At 39.2% G+C, this 22,209-nt stretch carries 19 protein-coding genes; 16 read left to right on the top strand and 3 right to left on the bottom strand.

What is annotated here, in order from left to right:
- Nucleotides 1-4: 4 nt before the first annotated feature.
- Together FTT68_RS10315 and FTT68_RS10310 are read right to left on the bottom strand one after the other, a co-directional pair.
- A complete protein-coding gene (locus FTT68_RS10315; RefSeq protein ID WP_180048467.1) occupies nucleotides 5-433 on the bottom strand; it encodes a low molecular weight protein-tyrosine-phosphatase in 429 nt (142 codons plus the stop codon).
- Entirely contained in the window at nucleotides 433-1,536 is a 1,104-nt protein-coding gene (locus FTT68_RS10310) for a polysaccharide biosynthesis/export family protein (RefSeq protein ID WP_180175337.1), read from the bottom strand. The genes FTT68_RS10315 and FTT68_RS10310 overlap by 1 nt, the downstream gene beginning before the upstream one ends.
- 316 nt (nucleotides 1,537-1,852) lie before the next feature.
- Here FTT68_RS10310 and tviB point away from each other — a divergent pair, with 316 nt between their 5' ends.
- The 16 genes from tviB (at nucleotide 1,853) to pgi (ending at nucleotide 20,747) form a co-directional block, all read left to right on the top strand.
- Nucleotides 1,853-3,130: a Vi polysaccharide biosynthesis UDP-N-acetylglucosamine C-6 dehydrogenase TviB gene (gene tviB, locus FTT68_RS10305; protein WP_180175336.1), complete on the top strand. Its 1,278-nt coding sequence runs from the start codon at nucleotides 1,853-1,855 to the stop codon at nucleotides 3,128-3,130.
- Between the two features lie 21 nt (nucleotides 3,131-3,151).
- The gene (locus FTT68_RS10300) at nucleotides 3,152-4,174 is read left to right on the top strand and encodes an NAD-dependent epimerase/dehydratase family protein (RefSeq protein WP_180175335.1); all 1,023 of its coding nucleotides are present in this window, start codon (nucleotides 3,152-3,154) and stop codon (nucleotides 4,172-4,174) included.
- Between the two features lie 20 nt (nucleotides 4,175-4,194).
- Nucleotides 4,195-5,460, top strand: coding sequence for an oligosaccharide flippase family protein (locus FTT68_RS10295; RefSeq protein WP_253586860.1), 1,266 nt, complete (start codon nucleotides 4,195-4,197; stop codon nucleotides 5,458-5,460).
- Nucleotides 5,453-6,535 carry a sugar-transfer associated ATP-grasp domain-containing protein gene (locus tag FTT68_RS10290; RefSeq protein ID WP_180175333.1) on the top strand — a complete coding sequence of 361 codons (1,083 nt, stop codon included), beginning with the start codon at nucleotides 5,453-5,455 and terminating at the stop codon, nucleotides 6,533-6,535. The genes FTT68_RS10295 and FTT68_RS10290 overlap by 8 nt, the downstream gene beginning before the upstream one ends.
- Nucleotides 6,532-7,548: a RimK family alpha-L-glutamate ligase gene (locus tag FTT68_RS10285; protein ID WP_180175332.1), complete on the top strand. Its 1,017-nt coding sequence runs from the start codon at nucleotides 6,532-6,534 to the stop codon at nucleotides 7,546-7,548. The genes FTT68_RS10290 and FTT68_RS10285 overlap by 4 nt, the downstream gene beginning before the upstream one ends.
- 46 nt (nucleotides 7,549-7,594) lie before the next feature.
- Entirely contained in the window at nucleotides 7,595-8,971 is a 1,377-nt protein-coding gene (locus tag FTT68_RS10280) for an O-antigen polymerase (protein WP_180175331.1), read from the top strand.
- Nucleotides 8,972-9,018: 47 nt separating this feature from the next.
- The gene (locus tag FTT68_RS10275; protein WP_180175330.1) at nucleotides 9,019-10,071 is read left to right on the top strand and encodes a glycosyltransferase; all 1,053 of its coding nucleotides are present in this window, start codon (nucleotides 9,019-9,021) and stop codon (nucleotides 10,069-10,071) included.
- 28 nt (nucleotides 10,072-10,099) lie between these two features.
- Nucleotides 10,100-11,287 carry a glycosyltransferase family 4 protein gene (locus tag FTT68_RS10270; protein WP_180175329.1) on the top strand — a complete coding sequence of 396 codons (1,188 nt, stop codon included), beginning with the start codon at nucleotides 10,100-10,102 and terminating at the stop codon, nucleotides 11,285-11,287.
- The gene (locus FTT68_RS10265; protein WP_180175328.1) at nucleotides 11,274-12,413 is read left to right on the top strand and encodes a glycosyltransferase; all 1,140 of its coding nucleotides are present in this window, start codon (nucleotides 11,274-11,276) and stop codon (nucleotides 12,411-12,413) included. The genes FTT68_RS10270 and FTT68_RS10265 overlap by 14 nt, the downstream gene beginning before the upstream one ends.
- Nucleotides 12,410-13,021: a sugar transferase gene (locus tag FTT68_RS10260; protein WP_180175327.1), complete on the top strand. Its 612-nt coding sequence runs from the start codon at nucleotides 12,410-12,412 to the stop codon at nucleotides 13,019-13,021. The genes FTT68_RS10265 and FTT68_RS10260 overlap by 4 nt, the downstream gene beginning before the upstream one ends.
- The gene (locus FTT68_RS10255; RefSeq protein WP_180175326.1) at nucleotides 13,014-13,670 is read left to right on the top strand and encodes a NeuD/PglB/VioB family sugar acetyltransferase; all 657 of its coding nucleotides are present in this window, start codon (nucleotides 13,014-13,016) and stop codon (nucleotides 13,668-13,670) included. Before FTT68_RS10260 ends, FTT68_RS10255 begins: the two co-directional genes overlap by 8 nt.
- Nucleotides 13,671-13,711: 41 nt before the next feature.
- Nucleotides 13,712-14,881: a DegT/DnrJ/EryC1/StrS aminotransferase family protein gene (locus tag FTT68_RS10250; RefSeq protein WP_180175325.1), complete on the top strand. Its 1,170-nt coding sequence runs from the start codon at nucleotides 13,712-13,714 to the stop codon at nucleotides 14,879-14,881.
- A 140-nt stretch (nucleotides 14,882-15,021) separates the two neighbouring features.
- On the top strand, nucleotides 15,022-16,896 hold the full coding sequence (locus FTT68_RS10245) for a nucleoside-diphosphate sugar epimerase/dehydratase (protein WP_180175324.1): 1,875 nt from the start codon (nucleotides 15,022-15,024) through the stop codon (nucleotides 16,894-16,896).
- Between the two features lie 24 nt (nucleotides 16,897-16,920).
- A complete protein-coding gene (galU, locus tag FTT68_RS10240; RefSeq protein ID WP_180175323.1) occupies nucleotides 16,921-17,796 on the top strand; it encodes a UTP--glucose-1-phosphate uridylyltransferase GalU in 876 nt (291 codons plus the stop codon).
- An 18-nt stretch (nucleotides 17,797-17,814) separates the two neighbouring features.
- Nucleotides 17,815-19,071, top strand: coding sequence for a nucleotide sugar dehydrogenase (locus FTT68_RS10235; protein WP_180175322.1), 1,257 nt, complete (start codon nucleotides 17,815-17,817; stop codon nucleotides 19,069-19,071).
- Entirely contained in the window at nucleotides 19,071-20,747 is a 1,677-nt protein-coding gene (gene pgi / locus FTT68_RS10230; RefSeq protein ID WP_180175321.1) for a glucose-6-phosphate isomerase, read from the top strand. Before FTT68_RS10235 ends, pgi begins: the two co-directional genes overlap by 1 nt.
- Before the next feature lie 49 nt (nucleotides 20,748-20,796).
- Here the strand turns inward: pgi and FTT68_RS10225 are convergent, their stop codons facing one another.
- On the bottom strand, nucleotides 20,797-22,167 hold the full coding sequence (locus FTT68_RS10225; RefSeq protein ID WP_180175320.1) for a phosphomannomutase CpsG: 1,371 nt from the start codon (nucleotides 22,165-22,167) through the stop codon (nucleotides 20,797-20,799).
- Between the last annotated feature and the right edge of the window lie 42 nt (nucleotides 22,168-22,209).

Raw genomic sequence — 22,209 nt, 5'->3', positions numbered from 1 at the left:
AAAGTTAAATATATTTTTTCCAGTCTGCAATGCAGGCCTGAATCAGCTGGCAGGTTTCATCAAATACTGCCTGATCATGCTGGTAAGGATCGGCCACATTTTTACTTTGCCAGTGGCCGAGTCTAAAGGTTTTACCTTTGGCAAAGGGCCAGGTCTGTTCCACATGTTTTTGCTGGTTCTGACTCATCACTAAAATCAGGTCGGCTTTCTTGACCAGCTCGGCATTCAGCTTTCGGGCCACATGCGAGCTCATATCAATCCCTAAACGCTGCATGCACAGGCTGGCTTTGTCATCGGCTGCATGACCGACCAGCCCGGAAATACCGGCAGACTCAATTTGTAAATGCGGAAATTCCTGTTTTAAAAAGTATTCCGCCATTGGGCTACGGCAAATATTGCCAATACAGACCACCAGAATATTGTTAATTTTCATTAGTTCCCCAAACGGTCTAAATTATATAAAGCATTTGAGAATGGAATAATCTGATTCACCACACGTTGCCAGCGCGCAAGGCCAGATGCATCGACATAAACAATATCATTACTGCGCATTTTAAACTGATTGGCCAAACCAAAGTCGGCAATACTGCTTAAGTCCAGATGATAGACTTCGGTTTGCGCACCACTTGGTTGACTACGTACCACATAAACTTTGCTGCGGCTGGCCGACAATGGATTTAATCCCAGACTTTCACCGAGCACATCACTCAGGCTCATGCCCTGATCACGCATGGGTAAGGACTGGTTTTTACCCGACTCACCCATCACATAAATTTTCTGGTTTTCTCGGCTGTTCACATACAGCGTGTCATTCGGTTGAATGAGCAGATTATGTAAAGAGAAACCGGCTTGTTCCAGCTCAATACTGTTTAAATGATAGGTCTGCCCCTGACGTACCAAGGTAATGGAGGCATTATTGCCTTGCTGGGCATTAACCCCACCCGCCAGACCTAAAGCGGTATAGACACTGGTCGGCTGGTCACTTAAATAGAACTGGCCACCGTTCATTACATTGCCCTGTACCGAGTAACGTTGCCCCTGATAAGACAGAACCCGTGCTACTACATCAGGCGTTTTTAAATAACGCGATAACTGACTACGCAGCTCACGGTTTACCTGACTTAAAGATTTACCGGCAGCTTTATAGCGACCAATAATCGGGAATTGAATATAGCCACTTTGGTCAATTTGATAACCATTGGCCTGAATGGCCTGTTCATTACTAATAGTATTAGTAGGTGGGGTAATTTCTGGGTAGGCCCATAAATAGATCGACAGAATGTCGCCTGGACTAAGGCTATAGTTGCGATGTGACTGGGTAAACAGGTGAGCATAATCTTGCTGAATATTTTGTACTGCCGGTTGCAAACCGAGTACAGTATCTTGAGTGAGCCGGACCACATTCACCGAAGTCCCTAAGTCTGTTTGATAGACACCTTCTGCCGGTAAGTCATAGGTCTGTAAACCGGAGGTGACCGCACACCCGCTTGCTGTCACCAAAAAAGACAGTAGAATTATAGATTTAAATTGTCTCACACGTATTCCCGTTCTCGATTTTTCTAAAATCATAAAAAATAAAAAATAGTTTACCGAAGTTATTTTAAGGGTATATAACAAATTGTAAGTAGATTGCGAAAGTATACGCAAGCACAGCCCTAAAAATGAGGCAAAAAGTATCTAAATTGTGAGGGACTGCAAAATTATAGAAAGATGATTTGCAAAAAACAGACACAAAAGGAAGCATTTTAGATTTTTTGGCTAAAAATCATAACAGAACATTCATGATTTTCTGCTAATATTCCCGCCGAAAGATTTGCTCTTCATAAGTATAGTATATAAATAAGGCGTTAAAATGCTAAAGCTCTCTGACCTGAAAATTGCCGTAATTGGTTTAGGCTATGTTGGTTTGCCACTTGCCGTGGAATTTGGAAAAAAGGTTCCAGTAATTGGTTTCGATATTCATCAAAAACGGATTGAAGAATTACAAAATGGCCAAGACCACACTCTAGAAGTATCACCAGAAGAACTTCGACAGGCGACTCAGCTCTCTTATTCAGCCAATTTAGATGATTTAAAAAGTTGCAACTTTTTTATTGTGACGGTTCCTACGCCAATTGATGACTATAAACAACCCGATTTAACCCCGCTTATTAAGGCTTCGACCAGTATTGGGCAGGTGTTAAAAAAAGGCGATGTAGTGGTGTATGAGTCTACTGTATACCCAGGCGCAACTGAAGAAGACTGTATTCCGGTATTAGAAAAGGTTTCGGGTTTAAAATTTAATCAGGACTTCTTTGCCGGTTATAGCCCGGAACGAATTAATCCGGGGGACAAGTTGCACCGTGTTACCAATATTTTAAAAATTACCTCAGGATCTACTCCAGAAGTTGCAGACTTTGTTGATCAGGTCTATAACCTGATTATTGAAGCCGGCACCCATAAAGCAACCAGTATTAAAGTCGCTGAAGCAGCAAAAGTCATTGAAAATACCCAACGTGATGTCAACATCGCACTCATTAATGAGCTGGCTGTGATCTTTAATAAAATGGGTATTGATACCGAAGCGGTTTTAAAAGCAGCTGGAACAAAATGGAACTTTTTACCATTCCGCCCAGGTTTGGTTGGTGGCCACTGTATTGGGGTAGACCCGTATTATTTAACCCATAAAGCGCAGTCGATTGGTTACCATCCTGAAATTATCTTGGCGGGTCGCCGTCTCAATGATGGTATGGGAGCCTATGTAGTCACCCAGCTGGTAAAAGCAATGATCAAGAAAAAGATTCAGGTGGAAGGCGCTAAAGTTTTAGTGTTGGGCTTGAGTTTTAAAGAAAATTGCCCAGATATTCGCAATACCAAGATTATTGATATTGTGAATGAGCTACAAGAATATAATATTCAGGCAGATGTTTATGACCCTTGGGTCGATACACAAGAAGCACAACATGAATACGGTATTACCCCAATTGCAAGCCTAGAACAAGGCCAGTATGATGCCGTCATTTTAGCAGTTGCACATGAGCAGTTTAAAGCAATGGGAGCTACAGATATTCGAGCTTTAGCTAAACCAGTACATATTTTATATGACTTAAAATATGTATTAGAGCAATCTGAATCTGACATCCGTTTATAATATTTAGGGACTTGTATAAGAATGAGCCAATATCAGACTGTATGTGAGCAATTAAAACAAAATCCTAAAACCTGGTTAGTAACAGGTGTAGCAGGTTTTATTGGCTCTAACCTTTTAGAAACCTTGTTAAAGTTAGATCAGACTGTGGTGGGGCTAGATAACTTTGCTACAGGTCACCAGTATAATTTAGATGAAGTTCAAAGTTTAGTCACTGCCGAGCAATGGGCAAACTTTAAGTTCTATAATGGGGATATTCGTAACCTGGAAGATTGCCAGAAAGCATGTGCAGGAGTGGACTATGTCTTGCATCAGGCAGCTTTAGGTTCTGTACCCCGTTCGATTGCCGACCCGATTACCACCAATGCAGCCAATATTACCGGCTTTTTAAATATGCTGACGGCTGCACGAGATGCAGAAGTCAAAAGTTTTACCTATGCTGCCAGCAGTTCAACTTATGGCGACCATCCGGCACTGCCTAAAGTTGAAGAAAATATCGGTAAGCCACTCTCACCATATGCAGTCACCAAATATGTTAATGAGCTATATGCTGAAGTCTTTGCCCGGACTTATGGTTTTAAAGCGATTGGTTTACGTTACTTTAATGTCTTTGGCAAGCGTCAGGACCCGAATGGTGCTTATGCAGCAGTCATTCCAAAATGGACTGCAGCCATGATTGCAGGTGATGATGTCTTTATTAATGGTGATGGCGAAACCAGTCGTGATTTCTGTTTTATTGAAAATACGGTGCAGGCCAATATTTTGGCGGCAACTTCATCAGATGAGGCAAAAAATCAAGTTTATAATGTGGCAGTGGGGGATCGTACTACACTTAATGATTTATTTAATGCAATTAAAGAAGCATTAAATAAAAATGGTGTGATTTATACGAAAGAGCCGATATATCGTGATTTTCGTGCTGGGGATGTTCGGCATTCGCAAGCGAGTGTTGAAAAAATTAAAAGCTTATTAGGTTATCAGCCACAATTTGTAATTGCACAAGGAATTGATCAAGCAATGCCTTGGTATATAAACTTCAGTAAGTAAATATGCTAAATAGAATTAAGGTGCTTAAAAATCGTTTAAGTGCTAATAAGGATGGTAAAGCTTTAGCTGGTAACTTTGGTTATCTAATGATAATGCAAATTACGGGCTATATTTTTCCATTACTCACTATTCCTTATTTGGCACGAGTGATAGGGGTAGAAGGTTTTGGCAAAATTGCTTTTGCGGCAGCAGTAATAGTCTGGTTTCAGACTATTACTGATTGGGGATTTAGTTATACAGCAACCCGTGATGTGGCACGAAATAGAGATAGTTTAGAGAAAGTTTCAGAAATATTTTCTAATGTATTGTGGGCTAAAAGCTTACTTGCTTTAGCATCTTTTATCATACTTTTTATCATCACTGAGCTTATTCCTTATTTAAAGGAAAATCAGATTTTATTATTCATCACTTTTATGCTGGTACCAGCCAAAATTTTATTTGCAGATTGGTTCTTCCAAGCAATTGAAAGAATGAAGTTTATTACAATTTTTGATTTAATTTCTAAAGCAATTTTTACATTATTTATTTTTGTTTTTGTTAAAGAAAAAACTGACTTTATTTTACAACCATTATTTTTAAGTCTAGGATCAATATTGGTAGGATTAGCTTCATTTTACCTAATTGTATTCAAATTTAAGATTAAGATATTACCACCTAACTACCTAGAAATAATAAATACTATAAAAAATAGTAAAGATGTATTTATAAATAATTTTCTTCCTAATATATATAATAGTTTGTCGATAGTACTTTTAGGCATGTGGGGAGGAAGTGTGGCTAGTGGTATTTATGATGCAGGAAGAAAGTTTGTAAGTATCACACACTCTTTTATGGTTGTATTGATAAGGGTATTTTTTCCTTATTTATCAAGAAATATTGGTAAACATAATTTTTTTGAAAAAATTCATTTAACGATTTCTGCTGGAGCTTCAGTTATTTTATTCTTAATAGCTCCTTTTATTATTAAAGCTTTTTTTACACCTGAGTTTTATGAAGCTATATTAGTTCTTCAGATATCATCAATATCAGTTTTTTTAATTAGTTTGAGTGGTGTTTACGGCACAAACTATTTAATTGTTATGGGTTATGAAAAAAAGTTAAGAAACATTACCGTTGTTTGCTCTTTAATTGGCTTTATAATATCTATACCTTTAGTATATAATTATAGCTATTTGGGTGCTACAGTCGTATTAGTTTCTATTCAAGCATTATTAGGTTTTAGTATTATGTTTTTGGCTAAAAAGGTTAAAAAGGAAAATTTAAGTAAAGAGAGGAATTATGTTTAACTTGATTAATAGTAATATTCTTAGAAAATCTTTCTTTTTTTTTGTAAATAAGAGAAGGTTTTATCTTATCTCAAAATCCTTTGAAAAGCGTTATAAAAGCGTAGATAAAGCGCTATTCTATAATAACTTGGATGAGAGGATGATAGGAGATTATAAGAGTAAATGGGGAGTTTTTGGAGAGAAAGTTGAATGTAGAACTTTAAATCTATGTCACAATCTTTCAGGTTTTTCAGATATAAATATTATTCCTGAAAATATTTTTGCATCAATTATACAACCATCTTTAAATAAGTATGCAAAAGGTCAGTTATCTTTTTTATCTACAAAAAATGTATATGAAAAGTGGTTTAATAATAATCTTTTTCCAAAAAGCTATTTTCATAAGATAGATAATATTTATTATGATGAGAAATTGAGAGTAATTGATAACATTAACTCTTTTATTGAGGAAAAAGAATTTAATTTTCCTATTGTATGTAAGCCTAGTATTGGTACTGCGGGTGGAGTTGGTGTTAAGTTATTAAAAAATAAAGATGAGATAAAAAAATGTCTAAATACATATGAAAATTTAGTTTATCAAGAAAGAATTTTACAGAATGAATTTCTTGAAGAAATAAATCCTGGAATGAATACTATAAGAACATGTTTATATAGAGATTTGACTGGAAAATTTAAAGTTATTAATAATAGTATTCGTTTTGGTATTGATGGAGGACTCGATAATGAAACTGGAGGAGGGATAGTTTGTAACTTGGATGAAAATGGCTTATTTAATGATTATGCTGTTAATAAATATTGTGATAAATTTATAAAACATCCTAATAGTAAAGTCTTATTTTCAGGTTTAAAAATTCCGTTTTTTAAGGAGTTGCTAGAAACTTCAGAGAATATTGCTAATGAAATTCCATTGTGTAATTTAGTCAGTTTAGATATGTGTTTAGATAATAATAATAATTGGCGATGTATTGAAGTTAATTTAGATGGGCAGACTATTAGATTCTCTCAATATGCAGGAAAAGGTTTTTTTGGAAAATATACTGATCAAGTTATAAATAAGGTTTTAAGTGAATTATGAAGATAGCTATCCATCATAACCCTAATAGCTTTTCTGTTCGCTGGATAAAATATTGTGAAAAAGAAAAAATTGAATATAAAGTAGTAGATGCTTTTGATAGTAATATCATTGAGCAACTCAAAGATTTTGATATTTTTATGTGGCATCATCATCATGCGCAATATAAAGATGTCTTAACAGCTAAGAGAATATTGTTTGCTCTAGAACATGCTGGAATTAAAGTTTTTCCAGACTTCAGAACTGGATGGCACTTTGATGATAAAGTTGCGCAAAAATATTTGCTAGAAGCAATAAAGGCACCATTAGTTCCAAGTTATGTATTTTATGATAAAAAACAAGCTTTAGCTTGGGCAAAAAATACCTCTTATCCTAAAGTTTTTAAGCTTAAAGGTGGAGCGGGTGCCTCCAATGTAAAATTAGTAAAAAACTTTAATCAAGCAAGTGCTCTTATTCATAAGTCATTTAGTAAAGGCTTTAAACAATATGATGGTATTGAAGCTTTAAAAGAAAAGATTAGAAAGTTAAAAGTAGGTAAAGAGAATTTTAAAAATGTTTTAAAAGCATTTATAAGAGTTTTTGTACCAACTGATTTTTCTAGAAGACAGCCTGTAGAGAGAGGTTACGTATATTTTCAAGATTTTATTCCCAATAATAATAGCGATATCCGAGTAATTGTTATAGGAGAAAAGGCTTTTGCTATTAAGAGAATGGTAAGAGAGAATGATTTTAGAGCATCAGGTAGTGGGGATATTTCATTTGAACCTCAGGAAATAAATATAGATTGTATAAAAATTGCATTTGAAGTTAATAATAAGATTGATTCTCAGTGTGTTGCTTTTGATTTTGTATTGGATTCACAGAATAAGCCATTAATAATAGAAATTAGTTATGGGTTTTCTATGAATGCATATGATAATTGTTTAGGTTATTGGGATAGCGATCTAAAATGGCATAATGAACAAGTAAGTCCTCAGGATTGGATGATACAAAATATTATTCAAAGTAAAACCTAAAATATTAATATTTTAAAAAATATAGTGAGGTTAGTAGTGGGTAAGTATGTTTAATGTTATTTATTTGTTTTCAGCTATTTTAGTATTTATTTTAGTTCCGGATAAATATAGTACTTTTAACGAAAGTTATAACTTATTTCTTAGTCTGATTTATATATTTTTATTTTTTTTATTTCTTTTTCAGCAAAGACTAACCGACCGTAATTGGTTAAGATTTGATGTTGTTTTTTTAATCGGTTATACCATCGTTCACTTTCAGATTCCATTTTTAGCTTCAATCGGGATAGAACCTTCACGTCCTAATTTTGTCTGGATAAATAAAGATGTTGTGAATTATGCTACTTGGATGAGTACAGTAGCTATAAGCTTATGGATGTTAGGCTATTCTTGTATTGTTAATAAAAACGCTAGGTATCATGAACCGCAAAATTTTATAGTCAATTATAATCTTTTAGATCTATTATTAGTGGTTTCTTTTTCTGGTTTTATTTTAACAGTAGGTAATAACTTTTTGAGAGGAGCTTATAATGTTGATAGCTGGGGTACGGCTGCTACTTATTTTTTATTGATTTTAGAGATATTATTATATCTTAAAATATTATATTTTTTTAAGGAATTACAAAAGGAACTAAGCCTTAAGAAAATTTTAAAAAAATTTTTATCAAATAAACTTTTTATATTTATCTTATTTACTTATATATTGCTCTTCTTCCTATCAGGATCTCGTGGTGAAATTTTAAGAATTTTTCTACTTATAGGTTTTGCGTATTCATTGTATATAAAAAAAATATCATTCAAATTTGTCATAGTAGCAATTATCTTAGGTTCATTTGTTTTTACACTAATGGGTTTAGGTAGAGGTAGAGAGGCTGCTGATTTAAGTAATAAAAATTTAATTACAAGAGGCTATGAAAACTTAAAAGAATCAGATAAGACCGGTAATTTTACTGAAGAGCTTGCTACTTCTGTTAGGATTCAATATAGAGCTATAGATACTGTTCCGCAGAACCATCCTTATTTATATGGTTTAACCTATATTGGTACAATCTCAGGAGCAGTACCTTTTGCAAGTGGATTTGTTATAAAAAATCTTAATATACCAACTTGTTATACAGGCTCAGCTAGTTTTTTCACATGTATTGGACAAGGGACTAATATTACATATGGTGAAGGTTCAGAAATCTTATCTGATATTTATATTAACTTTAGTTTATTTGGAGTATTCCTTATTATGTTTTTATTTGGAGCTTTCACAAGTAAGGCAAAGAATGGAGTATTAAAAGGAAGCTTTAATTATATATTAGTATATTCTATTATGTTAATTACAGCCTTAGCAATGAATAGAGGTACAATATTATATGCTTTTAAAGATATCATATATATCTTATTTATGCATTGGCTCTTGAGTAGAAAACTCAAGTAATATTTGACAACTAATTTTATTTTAAAAGGTTTTTAATGAAAAAAATCATGATTACTATTGGTAAGCTAGATATGGGTGGAGCAGAAATGCGCCTTTTAAAATTAATTAATGACTTAAATTCTTTAAAATTAGATGCTAAATTTTTTATATATATTAATTCTGGTGAGAGAGGTATTCTGACAGATGAGTTTCTAAAGAATAAAAATTTAAAAATAATTTATGGAAAGAAAGGTATAAAAGGTCTTAAAGTATTTTATAAGACCTTATGTGAAATTAAGCCTGATATATTGCATTTAAATTCAAGCTTGGCTGCTGGTATTTATGCTTTTATTGGGAAATTGGCTAATATCAAGAATATTTATTCTCATATTAGAACAGCAGAGCATTATGGATCAGGGGTTATTTATTCTCTAAAACAAAAGAGTTTTGCTATTATGATGAATATTTTTTCTGATAAAGTCATTGGAGTGTGCGATGGCGCTAGGAAGTTATCTAACACTAATTTAAAAAAGTGGAAGACAATTTATAATGGAGTTGAAGTAAAAAAAGATATAAATTTAAATTATAAAAAATATTCGTTGATTTGTATCGGCAGACAAAATATGGCCAAGAATCAGCCATTTTTAATAGAAGTTATTAATGAGTTAAAAAAAAGTTATCCAAATATAGATTGGAAACTAGATTTTTATGGTCGAGAAGATCCTGAAATTTTACAAGAATTAAAAAGCAAGGTTAATTCTTATCATTTAGAGGAGTATGTTTCGTTTTGTGGAGAAACCAAGGATCCATTGAAAACTATTTCTAATTATCACTTGCTACTGCTACCTTCTATACGTGAAGGATTGCCTGGAGTAGTTTTAGAGGCATTAAGTGTAGGAGTGGAATGTGTAGTTTCTAATTTAGATGGTTGTAGAGAAATTTCTGAAAAAATACCCTATGTTAAAATTTTAGAACACTATGAGGAGAAGCAATGGGCTACTGTTATATATGAGACTTGTTCTAATATTGCGAATAGAAGCGTCATAATAGATTCCTTATATAACTCTCCATTTAATAATTCTTTTCATATCAAAAATATGAGAGACTTGTGGGAGATATAGTTTATTTTAACAATTGGTTTAATTTTTAATGAATAATTCATATATTCTATATATACATGATCATAAATTTCTCTGTTTGAATGAGAAGTATTATTCAGAAGGTAAGTTTACGACTGAAGTTTTTTCACGTTATGATGCTTTTAACGCTGATATAACTGTAATCTCAAGAGTTATTGAGAATAATCAGGGAAGCAACTTAAATAAGATATCTAATGAGAATATCTCTTTTAAACCCGTGAGAGGTGTAGGATTTTCTTCTGTTTTTACTAAATACTTTTTTACTAACACAAGACTGATTGTGCGAGAAATAAAAAAAGCAGACGCATTAATTATACGCTTGCCTAGTTTTTTAGGTATCTTTATTTTAATTTTAAATATTTTTTTCAAAAAAAAATATTTTATTGAATTAGTTGGAGATCCTCAAGAAGCTCTCATTACTTCTAAAAAAAAGGTGGGTTTTTTATTTAAATGTTTCATTTACATATTCTCAGCTTTCAATAAATTTTTTGTAAAAAAAGCAGATGGTGTGATTTATGTGACCAAGTATGATTTACAACAAAGATATCCTACAAAAAAAATTCAAGCCTGTGCATCTAATGTTGAGGTTAATATTAAGCCATTAGATCTAGATTTAAATGAATATACTTTAAAAGATGAAAAAAATATTAAAATAGGTTTAATTGGATCTTTTAATAATGAGTATAAGGGTATAGATAATGCATTAAAAGCTATACACTTACTTAAAGAACAGGATTGTATGGTCCAGCTGCATATATTGGGATCGGGAAAACTTAAAGATCACTATTTAGAAATGGCAAACGAACTTGAAATAGCCGGCCAAATTTATTTTGATGGGTCTCTTTCTGGTGGAGAAGCTGTTTTAAATTGGTTAAAGGGGTTGGATTTATATATTCAACCAAGTCGTACTGAGGGGTTGCCTAGAGCATTAATAGAAGCAATGAGTACAGGGTTACCATGTATAGCAACAAATGTTGGCGGCATACCTGAATTATTACATGAAGATGACTTAGTAGATAAGGATAGCCCTGTTACTTTGGCAAAGAGAATTTCTGAAGCAGTGAAATCCCAAGAATTAAGATATCAAATGGGACAACGTAATTATAGTAGATCTTTAGATTACGATGCTAAGCAATTGAATAAAATACGTTCCGAATTTTGGGAAAAGGCTGCTGAGACTATCAATGAATCAGATTAGAAAACCTATTAAACTATGTATGATTATTACGGATGCTATTTCTTTTAATACGCTTTGCCGTGGACAACTTGAATATTTTCAGGATTCTAAAGCGTTTGATACAACATTAATCTGTGGTGGTGATGATGCGCAAATTAAAATCTTAAAAGAGCGGCATGTGGGAAATGTTGTCAGAATGCCTTTAGTCCGACAACCAAACTTATTCAAAGATATCAAGTGCTTGATCCAGCTATGGACTTATTTTATATTTAACCGTTTTGATCTTATTGTTTATTCAACACCGAAAGCTTTGCTTTTAGGTAGTATAGCTAGTTTTTTTAGTTTTCAGTCTAATCGTACTGCTCTAGTAAGAGGACGGGTATATGAAAATTATACTGGAAAAAAACGAAAATTTTTCAGTTTTCTAGACAAAATATCCCTCACTCTTTCTAACTATGTATTATTTATTTCAAAATCATTAAAGCAAGCTTATTTGGATGAAAAAATAATTTCTGATTCTAAGGCTATTATTTTAAATCAAGGATCATCTAATGGAGTTGATATATATAAGTTTTATCCTATAGAAAATCGCGTAAACCAGAAGTTTAATATTATTATGATGGGGCGTATTTGTCATGACAAAGGAATTTTTGATTTAACTAAATTAATAGAATTAATTAAGGATTTACCATTAGAGCTTATTTTAGTGGGAAAGGTTGAAGATGAAATATCTCAGTTTGAGTTGGACTATATTCTTAAAAATTATGATTTTGTAAAATATATTCCTCATACTACGGAACCAGTAAGTTATTTTCAAAATGCTGATTTACACCTTTTTTTAAGTCATAGAGAAGGATTTGGAAATGTAGCTTTAGAAGCTGCAAGCTGTAATGTTCCAACATTTGCTTATGATGTCATTGGAGTAAAAGATAGTGTGCAGGAAAATATAAGCGGATTGAGATTTGCTTTTCAGGATGTTGAAAGTATAGCTAAAGCAATACAATATGCAGTACAAAATCCTCAAGAATTTAATGACCAGTTTTCTAACTCTCGAGAATGGGCTGTTAATAATTTTGATCAAAACAAAGTTTGGAAAAACTATTTGGACTTCTATCAAAAAATTACAGAGAGTAAATTGCAAAAATGATTAAACGCCTTCTCGATATTATCATCGCCTCCATTGCCCTAATCCTGCTTTCACCACTTTATGCCTTTGTCGCTTATAAAGTGAAAAAGAATCTTGGTTCGCCAGTATTATTTCGCCAGGTGCGCCCTGGGTTACATGGCAAGCCTTTTGAGATGATCAAGTTCCGAACCATGAAAAATGCGGTGGATGAACAAGGCAATCCATTACCGGACAATGAACGTCTAACGGCTTTTGGTCAGATGCTGCGCTCTACCAGTCTGGATGAAATGCCAGAACTCTGGAATGTCATTAAGGGCGATATGAGTATTGTCGGGCCGCGTCCATTGCTTATGGAGTATTTACCCCTTTATAACGAAGAACAAGCCAAGCGTCATCTGGTCCGTCCGGGTATGACTGGTCATGCTCAAGTGAATGGACGTAATGCTATAAGCTGGGAAGAAAAATTTAAACTTGATACCTGGTATGTCGAAAATCAATCGGTCTGGTTAGATTTTAAAATTATGCTAAAAACGGTGAAAAAAGTGCTCGCCAAAGATGACATTAATGAAGCAGGTGAAGCCACAATGACCAAATTTACGGGTAGCAAAGTAGATGATCATCATGACTGATCTCTATGCTGTTTATGGCGCATCGGGCTGTGGTCGTAGTTTAATGCCGGTTGCCAGAGCACAATTAAAACGCGCTGGTATAGAGGCTGAAATTGTCTTTATTGATGATGGCTTAAGTGCAGAGGGCATGATTAATTCACACCGCGCCATGAACTATGAGGCATTCAAAAAGATAACAGCCGCAAAAAAATATGTGCTCATTGCCATTGCCAATAGTCAGGTTCGTGAAAAAATTGCCCTAAGACTTGAACAGGATGCAATCGCGTTATGGACGGTTCAGGCAGATAATGTGGTGTTAATGGATAATATTGAGCTGGCTGCCGGTGCAGCGCTGAGCCCATTTGTCAGTATTACCTCAAACATCAAAATTGGTAAATGCTTTCATGCCAACTTATATAGTTATGTCGAGCATGACTGTGTGATTGGTGACTATGTCACTTTTGCCCCAGGTGTAAAGTGTAATGGCAATATTCATATTGAAGATCATGCCTATATTGGAAGTGGTGCTGTCATTAAACAGGGTACCCCAGGCCAACCGCTAGTTATTGGTAAAGGAGCTGTGGTGGGTATGGGAGCTGTTGTCACAAAAAGCGTACCACCCGGTGTAACCGTCATTGGTAACCCAGCGCGTATACTTGAAAAGAAGTAGTTTTTTAATATTTAAAGAATCAGATTATTCCAGGATAAACCATGCTAAATACTGCCTTTGAACCATGGCCAAGCTTTACTCAACAGGAAGCAGATGCCGTATCTCAAGTATTGCTCTCGAACAAAGTTAACTACTGGACCGGGCAGGAATGTCGCGAATTTGAAAAAGAGTTTGCCCGCTTTGCAGGGACTCAATATGCCGTGGCACTGGCCAATGGTACAGTTGCACTGGATGTGGCTTTAAAAGCTCTGAATATTGGTGCAGGTGATGACGTGATTGTCACCTCACGGACCTTTTTGGCATCTGCCAGCTCGATTGTGACTGCCGGGGCCAATCCGGTTTTTGCCGATGTAGAACTCGACTCGCAAAATATTTCTGCCCGTACCATAGAAGCAGTACTGACCCCAAATACCAAAGCGATTATTTGCGTGCATTTGGCGGGCTGGATGTGTGATATGGACTCGATTATGCAACTGGCGCAGGACAAAGGCTTGTATGTCATTGAAGATTGTGCGCAGGCACATGGTGCTATGTACAAAGGCAAGCCTGCCGGATCAATTGGCCATATTGGTGCCTGGTCATTTTGTCAGGATAAGATTATGACTACCGGTGGCGAAGGCGGCATGGTCACCACCAATGATGAACAGCTCTGGAAAAAAATGTGGTCGTATAAAGACCATGGTAAAAATTACGACAGCATTTATAACAAACAGCACCCACCAGGGTTTCGCTGGTTACACGACTCTTTTGGCACCAACTGGCGCATGATGGAAATGCAAGCCGTGATTGGTCGACTACAGTTACAGCGTATGCCAGAATGGACACAAAAACGCACCGAATATGCCCAACGTATTTTAAAGGTATTTCAGGACAGTCCGTATTTTAGCGTGCATTATCCGAACAGTGATTATGTCCATGCCAACTATAAGTGCTATGTACAGGTCAATACGGCACAGTTGCCAGAAGGCTGGTCACGTGACCGTATTATGGCCGAAATCAATGCACTGGGCGTGCCTTGCTTTAGCGGTTCCTGTTCAGAAGTGTATTTAGAACATGCATTTGATGGTACGCCATGGCGACCCGCCCAGCGTCTAGCCAATGCCCAGCAGCTGGGTGAAAGCAGCCTGATGTTCCTGGTGCATCCAACCTTATCGGAAGATAATATTCGCACAACCGAACAGGCGATTGCTCAGGTGATTCAGCGTATATAATTCAATATACGCTACAATAATGTTATATAAAAAATGCATCAACTGATGCATTTTACAAACTAAGTTTAATTTGCAGTTTAATCATTCCAATATTAACAATTGAACTGAGCTGTACTATTCCTATTGAGAAGACACATCAAGTGAAATCCTTCATCCTACCTCTCGTCGAATCCCCCCGTGCTGCCAAACTGGCTTTTCTGGTCATTTTGGATTTCTGTGTATTCCCAGTCCTAATCTGGCTGTGTTATGCCATTCGTCAGTTTGACCTTGGTGCAGAGGTGGTGCCGAATATTCCGTTTGGTTCACTGTGGGTCAGTGCAATTGCGGTTATCCTGCTGTTTGTGTTTGGGGTGTACCGCTTTATTGTACGTACCTACAATGAAGTGTTTATGGTCAAGTTGGGCCTGGCGACCTTTCTGGCGGTAGCGGGACTCTATACCTTGGCCTATTTAACAGATGCTTTTATTCCAACTTCTATTCCATTGATGTTCGGCTTTATGATGTTCGCCTGGGTATGGTTTAGCCGTGGCTTCATCCGTTTTATGGTCCGTTCTTATGTACAGGCGGGTATCCCGAAAAAACGTATCGCGATTTATGGAGCAGGTAATGCCGGTCAGCAGGTGGCCGCGACCTTAAACCGCTCTAATGAACATTTACCAATTTTCTTTATTGATGATAATCCCTCTTTAAGTGGACAGAATATTGGCGGGATTGATGTCTATTTGCCGGAAACAGCACTTAAATGTTTTGGCAAATTGCGGATTGATGAAATTTTAATTGCCTTACCCTCTGTGGGGCGTAGCCGCAAAAGTGAAATCGTTAAATTTCTGGAACCGGCACATTTAAAAATTACTGAAATTCCGGGCCTGACCAAACTGGTGGATGGTGAAATCCGCGTCTCCGATATTCAGGAAGTCGATATTATTGACTTGCTGGGCCGTGATCCGGTACCGCCTGTGGCAGAGCTGCTGGAAAAAAATATCAAAGACAAAGTGGTAATGGTCACAGGTGCTGGTGGTTCAATTGGTTCTGAATTATGCCGCCAGATTATTAAAAACCAGCCGCAGAAACTGGTCATTTATGAGCTGACTGAATTTGCTTTGTATAGCATTGATAAAGAACTGCGTCTGGCGTCCAATGTCGAAATTATCCCAGTTCTGGGTACGGTTCTGGATCAGGCCAAACTGGAACGGATTATTGAACAGTATGCAGTGCAGACCGTCTATCATGCAGCAGCCTATAAGCATGTGCCGCTGGTAGAATGTAACCCGATTGCTGGGCTGAAAAATAATGCAATTGGTACCGCTTTTAGTTTAAATGCAGCCGTCAAAAATGGCGTTGAAACCTTTGTACTGATTTCAACCGATAAAGCCGTACGTCCGACCAATGTCATGGGCGCATCAAAACGTATGGCCGAGCTGTACTGTCAGGCCATGGCGGAAGCGCAGGACCAGACCCAAATCAGTATTGTGCGTTTTGGGAACGTGCTTGGTTCATCGGGGTCTGTGGTGCCATTATTTAAACAGCAGATTGCCAAGGGCGGCCCGATTACTGTGACCCATCCGGATGTGACCCGTTTCTTTATGACCATTCCTGAAGCCTCACAGCTGGTAATTCAGGCCGGTGCCTTGGGTCATGGTGGTGATGTGTTCCTGCTGGATATGGGCGAGCCGGTACGGATTCAGGATCTGGCCCGTCAGATGATTGCGCTGAGTGGCCTGAAAGTTCGTGAAGCCGACAGTCAGGACGGCGATATTGAAATCCAGTACTCCGGTTTACGTCCTGGTGAAAAACTTTACGAAGAATTACTGATTGATGCCGATAATACCGAAGTGACGCAACACAGCCGGATTTTACGTTCTTATGAAAAAATGTATCCTCTGGATGAGTTATTGCAGGTCTTTGAACGCTTCAATGAGTTAACTGCCGTGCAATCGGATATTGATTGGGCATTAAGCCAGCTGGAGCACTATGTTGATGGCTATCAACGTGGTAAAGAAGTCAAAGTAAATTAAAATATTGAGATTAGGTCAAAGCAGATGATTAAGAAGGCGATTTTACCTGTTGCAGGTTTGGGTACCCGTTTTTTACCAGCCAGTAAATCTATTCCCAAAGAAATGGTAACCGTGGTCGATCGCCCAGCAATTGAATATGTGGTGCGTGAAGCGGTTGCTGCCGGTATTGAGCAGATTATTCTGGTCACGCATTCTTCCAAAGCGTCAATTGAAAACTACTTTGACCGTAACTTTGAACTGGAAACCACATTAGAGCAGAAGCAAAAGTGGGATTTGCTAAAAGAAATTACCGAAATTTTACCGCCACAAGTCAGCGTGGTTAGTGTGCGTCAGCCACAGCCGCTGGGCCTGGGTCATGCGGTGCTGTGTGCCAAAGATATTGTCGGTGATGAGGCTTTTGCCGTGTTACTGCCAGATGTGCTGGTCAAAGATCAGGCAGAAAAAAATGATCTGGCTTTGATGATTGAACGTTTTAATACCACACAAGCGGCGCAGATTATGGTCGAGGCTGTGCCGGCGCATCTGGTCGATCAGTATGGCATTGTGGATGTTGCCGCTGCCCCTGCAGAGGGCCAAAGTGCTGCAATGCAGGGCATTGTCGAAAAACCGGCGGTCGGTACGGCACCTTCTAATCTTTCCGTGATCGGGCGTTATGTATTACCGGCCAAAATTATGCAGCTATTGGCCACCACACCGAAAGGGGCCGGGAATGAAATCCAGCTGACCGATGCGATTGCCGCATTACAGCAGCTGGAAACCGTCGAAGCCTACCGCATGAAAGGCCAGACCTTTGATTGTGGCAGCAAACTGGGTTACTTAAAGGCCGTCTTGCATTACGGGGTGGACCATCCAAGTTTAGGTGCAGCATTTAAAGAACTGATTCAAGAACTAAAAAACTAATACGGGGCAGAGGTCAGCATGAAGGTTGCAGTTTTTGGTCGAACGCTTTATGCCGGGGTGATGGCGGCGCTATTGGCAGAATGTGGGCACAAGGTCTATTGGTGTGACATTTTCCAGCAAGATAGCCCGGAAGCGCCTGATTTTCAGGATGAGGCGGTCAATCGCCTGCTGCAGCAGCAACATGCCCAAGGTTTCCTGCATTACTGTAGCCTGAAAGAGCTGGGGCTAGAGATGGATGTCTATCTGTTTAGCCTGAACCCGGCTGAAGAACCGCTGCTGATTGAATTGTTGCAGCAGCTCCAGCAGCGCCCGATCATTCATCCAAAACTGATGATCAATGCTTCAACTTTAGGTCTGCAGGGGACGGCACGTTTGAAACAGCTGCTGCCTGAAGATGACTGGGTGTATTTGCCGGATATGAGTCAGGAAGGGAATGCGCTGGCCAGTATCACCCAGGCGGAACAACTGACTGTGGGCTGTATGAATCCACAGGTGCAAAGCAAAGTACAAGAGTTTTTACGTCCACTATTTCCACGCAAGCAGCAATATCTGTTTATGCCGGTGCTGGATGCGGAATTTACCAAGCTGAGTATTTCCGGCATGCTGGCGACCCGGATCAGTTATATCAATGACTTGGCTGTGGTGGCCGAAAAACTGGGTATTGATATTGAACATGTGCGCCAGGGCATGGCGGCTGATAGCCGGATTGGCGCGTCTTATATGTACCCGGGTGCCGGTTTTGGCGGAGAAAACTTCTCGCATGATGTCCTGACCCTGGCCAATACCGTGTCAACCACCGGTGTCAAAAGCCAGCTTTTGGCCCAGGTCTGGGAAATTAACGAGCAGCAAAAAGAGCTGCTGTTTCGCAAACTGTGGAACTATTATCAGGGTGATTTAAAAGGCAAAACCATTGCCATCTGGGGTGCAGCCTTTAAGGAAAATACCTCACGCGTACACCATTCACCGATTCACGCCATGCTCAAGGCGTTATGGGCACAAGGGCTCACGATTAAATTACACGATCCGCAAGCCTTGCCAGAAATTCAGGCATTGTATGGCGAACGCGATGATCTGATCTTGTATCAGGACCAGTATGAAGCTGTTAAAGGCAGCCATGCGCTGTGTCTGTTAACCGCCTGGAAACATTACTGGAGTCCGGACTATAAAACCCTGCTCAACAGTATGCAGCATCCACTAATTTTAGATGGACGTAATATCTATGATCCGCAATTTGTCAAAGCGCAAGGCTTTGCCTATATGGGAGTAGGACGCTAATGAGCAGTTCAGCAGCGGTACATACGCGTGATTCACTGTTATTACAGTTACAGACTTTAAAAAATCAGTTTGAACAGCGCCATTTAACCGATTTATTTGCCCAGGATGCGCAGCGTTTCGAGCACTTCTCCGTACGTTTAAAATCGCTGGTTTTTGATTATAGCAAGCAGCGGATCGATGCCGAAGTACTGGCACAGCTGATACGCTTTGCTGAGGCACATGACTTATCGGGCTGGATCAACACCCTGTTTTCCACCGATACGATTAACTATACCGAACAGCGTGCAGCCATGCATTGGGCGCTGCGTTTGCCGGAACAGGACAGTACCCATCCGGAACTGGCTGAGCAGGTGCAGACCCAGCTACAGCGTATGTATCAGCTGGTAGAAAAAATTCATGCCGGGCAGTGCCGCGGTGCCACTGGTGAAGTAATTCAGGATGTGGTCAATATTGGCGTTGGCGGTTCGGACTTGGGGCCTTTGATGGCGACTCAGGCACTGTCCGATTTTAAACATCCAAGTGCCAAGCCACTGAGCGTGCATTTCGTTTCGACCATGGATGGCAGCCAGCTCTCGGATCTGCTGCATAAGCTGCGTCCGGAAACCACGTTATTTATTATTTCCTCTAAATCTTTTGGCACCATTGATACCTTGTCCAATGCGCAAACCGTCCGTTTATGGCTGGAAAAAGCCTTGGGCAAACAGGCACGTGTATTACAGCATCATTTTGTTGGGGTCTCGACCAAGCCCGATAAAATGACCGCATGGGGCATCGCGCCAGAAAACCAGTTCCTGCTGTGGGATTGGGTCGGTGGCCGTTATTCACTCTGGTCCTGTATCGGCTTGCCAATTGCGCTGATTATCGGGGTGGAAGGTTTTAAAGCCTTTCTGGCCGGTGCCTATGCGGTGGATCAGCATTTCCAGACCGCACCCTTTGCACAGAATATTCCGGTGTTGATGGGTTTATTGGGTATCTGGAACAATAATTTTCTGGATATTCAGACCCATGCGGTTTTACCCTATGATGGCCGCTTAAAATATTTTGCCTCTTATCTGCAGCAGCTGGAAATGGAATCAAATGGTAAATCGATTCAGCGCAGTGGCGAAGCAGTCGAACTGGATACCTGTCCAATTGTCTGGGGTGAAGTAGGACCGAATGCCCAGCATGCGTTTTATCAACTGCTGCATCAGGGCACACAGGCGGTCAGCTGTGATTTTATTGCACCAGTCAAACGCTACAATGCCAACCAGTTTACCTATGCCGAAAGTGCAGAGGCGCTGGTCGAGCAACATCATCTGGCGCTGTCTAACTGTCTGGCACAATCGCGCTTACTGGCTTTTGGTAATCAGGCACTGGATCAGGCCGAGCTGGCCAGTCTGCCACCGTATAAGCAATATGCCGGTAATCAGCCGAGTTCAACCTTCCTGATTCAGGAGTTGAATCCATATAGCTTGGGCATGCTGATTGCCTTGTATGAGCATAAGGTCTTTGTCCAGTCGGTAATCTGGAATATTAACCCCTTTGATCAGTGGGGCGTGGAAAAGGGCAAGGAAATTGCCAATCAGCTGTTGCCAATTTTAAATGGCCAGCAGCAGGATGTATCGGCACTGGACGCTTCGACACAGGGTTTAATTCAAATTTTGCTTGACCAGGCGAAAAGTGACAAGGGAATATAATTACAGAGTGAGCAATAAAAAAATGGAGCTTTGAGCTCCATTTTTTGTGTTAAGCCTGAATCAAGCGAGTCAATTCATCGACATAGTCTTGCATTGGTTTGGGTTGCTGGTCACGGCGGCTTTCAATATTCAAACGCAGCAAAGGTTCGGTATTGGAGGCCCGCACATTAAAACGCCAGGCACCAAAATCCAGACTTACGCCATCGGTCTGGTCAATGGCCGGGTTCTGATCGGCATAGTGCTCAAAAATCTTTTGAATGGTGGCTTGGGTATCCGCTACTTTAAAGTTGATTTCGCCTGAGCATGGGAACTTGGCAATCATCTCTTCCACCAGACTCGATAAAGATTGACCGGTTTCAGACAGCACCGCAATCGCCAGTAACCACGGAATCATGCCGCTATCACAATAGGCAAAGTCACGGAAATAGTGGTGGGCACTCATTTCTCCGCCATAAACCGCGTTGTGCTCACGCATCACATCTTTAATAAAAGCATGTCCAGATTTGGACTGGATTGCTTCGCCCTGATACTGTTCCACCACATCAAAGGTGTTCCAGACCAGACGCGGATCATGCACAATTTTTTCACCGGACTGTTTCAACAAGAAGGCTTGGGCTAACAACCCCACGATGTAATAACCTTCAATAAACTGGCCTTTTTCATCAAACAGGAAGCAGCGGTCAAAGTCGCCATCCCAGGCAATGCCCAGATCTGCGCCATGCGCCAGTACTGCCTCGCGGGTGCTATCGCGGTTTTCTACCAGAATCGGGTTCGGAATCCCATTCGGGAACGTACCATCGGCTTCATGGTGAATTTTGACAAACTCCACCGGGACATTCAGGGCCTTGAATTTATCTTCAATCGCATCAATCACATGACCTGCAGCACCATTGCCGGCATTCACCACCAGCTTCATTGGGCGAATCTTGGCTGGATCAATATAGGTCATCAGATGATCTACAAATTCCGGCAAAATATTGTAGGACTGTGTGGTTCCTTTGGCTGTAACTTCGGTAAATGTACCAGCTTCTGCTAAGGCCTGAATTTCTTTTAAGCCAGTATCGGCACTGATTGGACGGGCATTCTCGCGCACCAGTTTCATGCCGTTATAGTCCATCGGGTTGTGACTGGCAGTGATTTCAATCCCGCCTTGGACATCCAGATGGAAGGCGGCAAAATAGACTTCTTCGGTGCCGGTCATACCCAGATCAAGGACATTTACACCTGCATCATTCAGACCTTTGATGGTGGCTTGTTTTAAATCTTCACTGCTGAGGCGGATGTCGCAGCCCACAACCACTGTTTTAGGTTGATAAATTTGTCCATAGGCACGGCCAATTTTATAGGCAATCTCTTCATTCAGTTCGCTGCCCAGTTTGCCGCGAATATCGTAAGCTTTAAAGCAAGTCAGTTGGGTCATTATTTGTTCTCCATGCAGAAGAAAAAAGGCCGGTGAACCAGC

It is taken from the genome of Acinetobacter sp. Q85-2, from assembly GCF_013420555.1.
Lineage (GTDB): Bacteria > Pseudomonadota > Gammaproteobacteria > Pseudomonadales > Moraxellaceae > Acinetobacter > Acinetobacter indicus.
Note: the sequence above shows the minus strand (reverse complement) of the source record. Positions and strands in the feature narration are given on the sequence as shown.

What these genes read in the sequence shown, in the direction of transcription:
- FTT68_RS10290 (WP_180175333.1), top strand. Translation starts at nt 5,453, where the DNA reads ATGTTTAACTTGATTAATAGTAATATTCTTAGAAAATCTTTCTTTTTT.
- FTT68_RS10265 (WP_180175328.1), top strand. Translation starts at nt 11,274, where the DNA reads ATGAATCAGATTAGAAAACCTATTAAACTATGTATGATTATTACGGAT.
- FTT68_RS10270 (WP_180175329.1), top strand. Translation starts at nt 10,100, where the DNA reads ATGAATAATTCATATATTCTATATATACATGATCATAAATTTCTCTGT.
- FTT68_RS10260 (WP_180175327.1), top strand. Translation starts at nt 12,410, where the DNA reads ATGATTAAACGCCTTCTCGATATTATCATCGCCTCCATTGCCCTAATC.
- FTT68_RS10285 (WP_180175332.1), top strand. Translation starts at nt 6,532, where the DNA reads ATGAAGATAGCTATCCATCATAACCCTAATAGCTTTTCTGTTCGCTGG.
- tviB (WP_180175336.1), top strand. Translation starts at nt 1,853, where the DNA reads ATGCTAAAGCTCTCTGACCTGAAAATTGCCGTAATTGGTTTAGGCTAT.
- FTT68_RS10250 (WP_180175325.1), top strand. Translation starts at nt 13,712, where the DNA reads ATGCTAAATACTGCCTTTGAACCATGGCCAAGCTTTACTCAACAGGAA.
- FTT68_RS10225 (WP_180175320.1), bottom strand. Translation starts at nt 22,167, where the DNA reads ATGACCCAACTGACTTGCTTTAAAGCTTACGATATTCGCGGCAAACTG.
- FTT68_RS10235 (WP_180175322.1), top strand. Translation starts at nt 17,815, where the DNA reads ATGAAGGTTGCAGTTTTTGGTCGAACGCTTTATGCCGGGGTGATGGCG.
- FTT68_RS10280 (WP_180175331.1), top strand. Translation starts at nt 7,595, where the DNA reads ATGTTTAATGTTATTTATTTGTTTTCAGCTATTTTAGTATTTATTTTA.
- pgi (WP_180175321.1), top strand. Translation starts at nt 19,071, where the DNA reads ATGAGCAGTTCAGCAGCGGTACATACGCGTGATTCACTGTTATTACAG.
- galU (WP_180175323.1), top strand. Translation starts at nt 16,921, where the DNA reads ATGATTAAGAAGGCGATTTTACCTGTTGCAGGTTTGGGTACCCGTTTT.
- FTT68_RS10255 (WP_180175326.1), top strand. Translation starts at nt 13,014, where the DNA reads ATGACTGATCTCTATGCTGTTTATGGCGCATCGGGCTGTGGTCGTAGT.
- FTT68_RS10275 (WP_180175330.1), top strand. Translation starts at nt 9,019, where the DNA reads ATGATTACTATTGGTAAGCTAGATATGGGTGGAGCAGAAATGCGCCTT.
- FTT68_RS10300 (WP_180175335.1), top strand. Translation starts at nt 3,152, where the DNA reads ATGAGCCAATATCAGACTGTATGTGAGCAATTAAAACAAAATCCTAAA.
- FTT68_RS10315 (WP_180048467.1), bottom strand. Translation starts at nt 433, where the DNA reads ATGAAAATTAACAATATTCTGGTGGTCTGTATTGGCAATATTTGCCGT.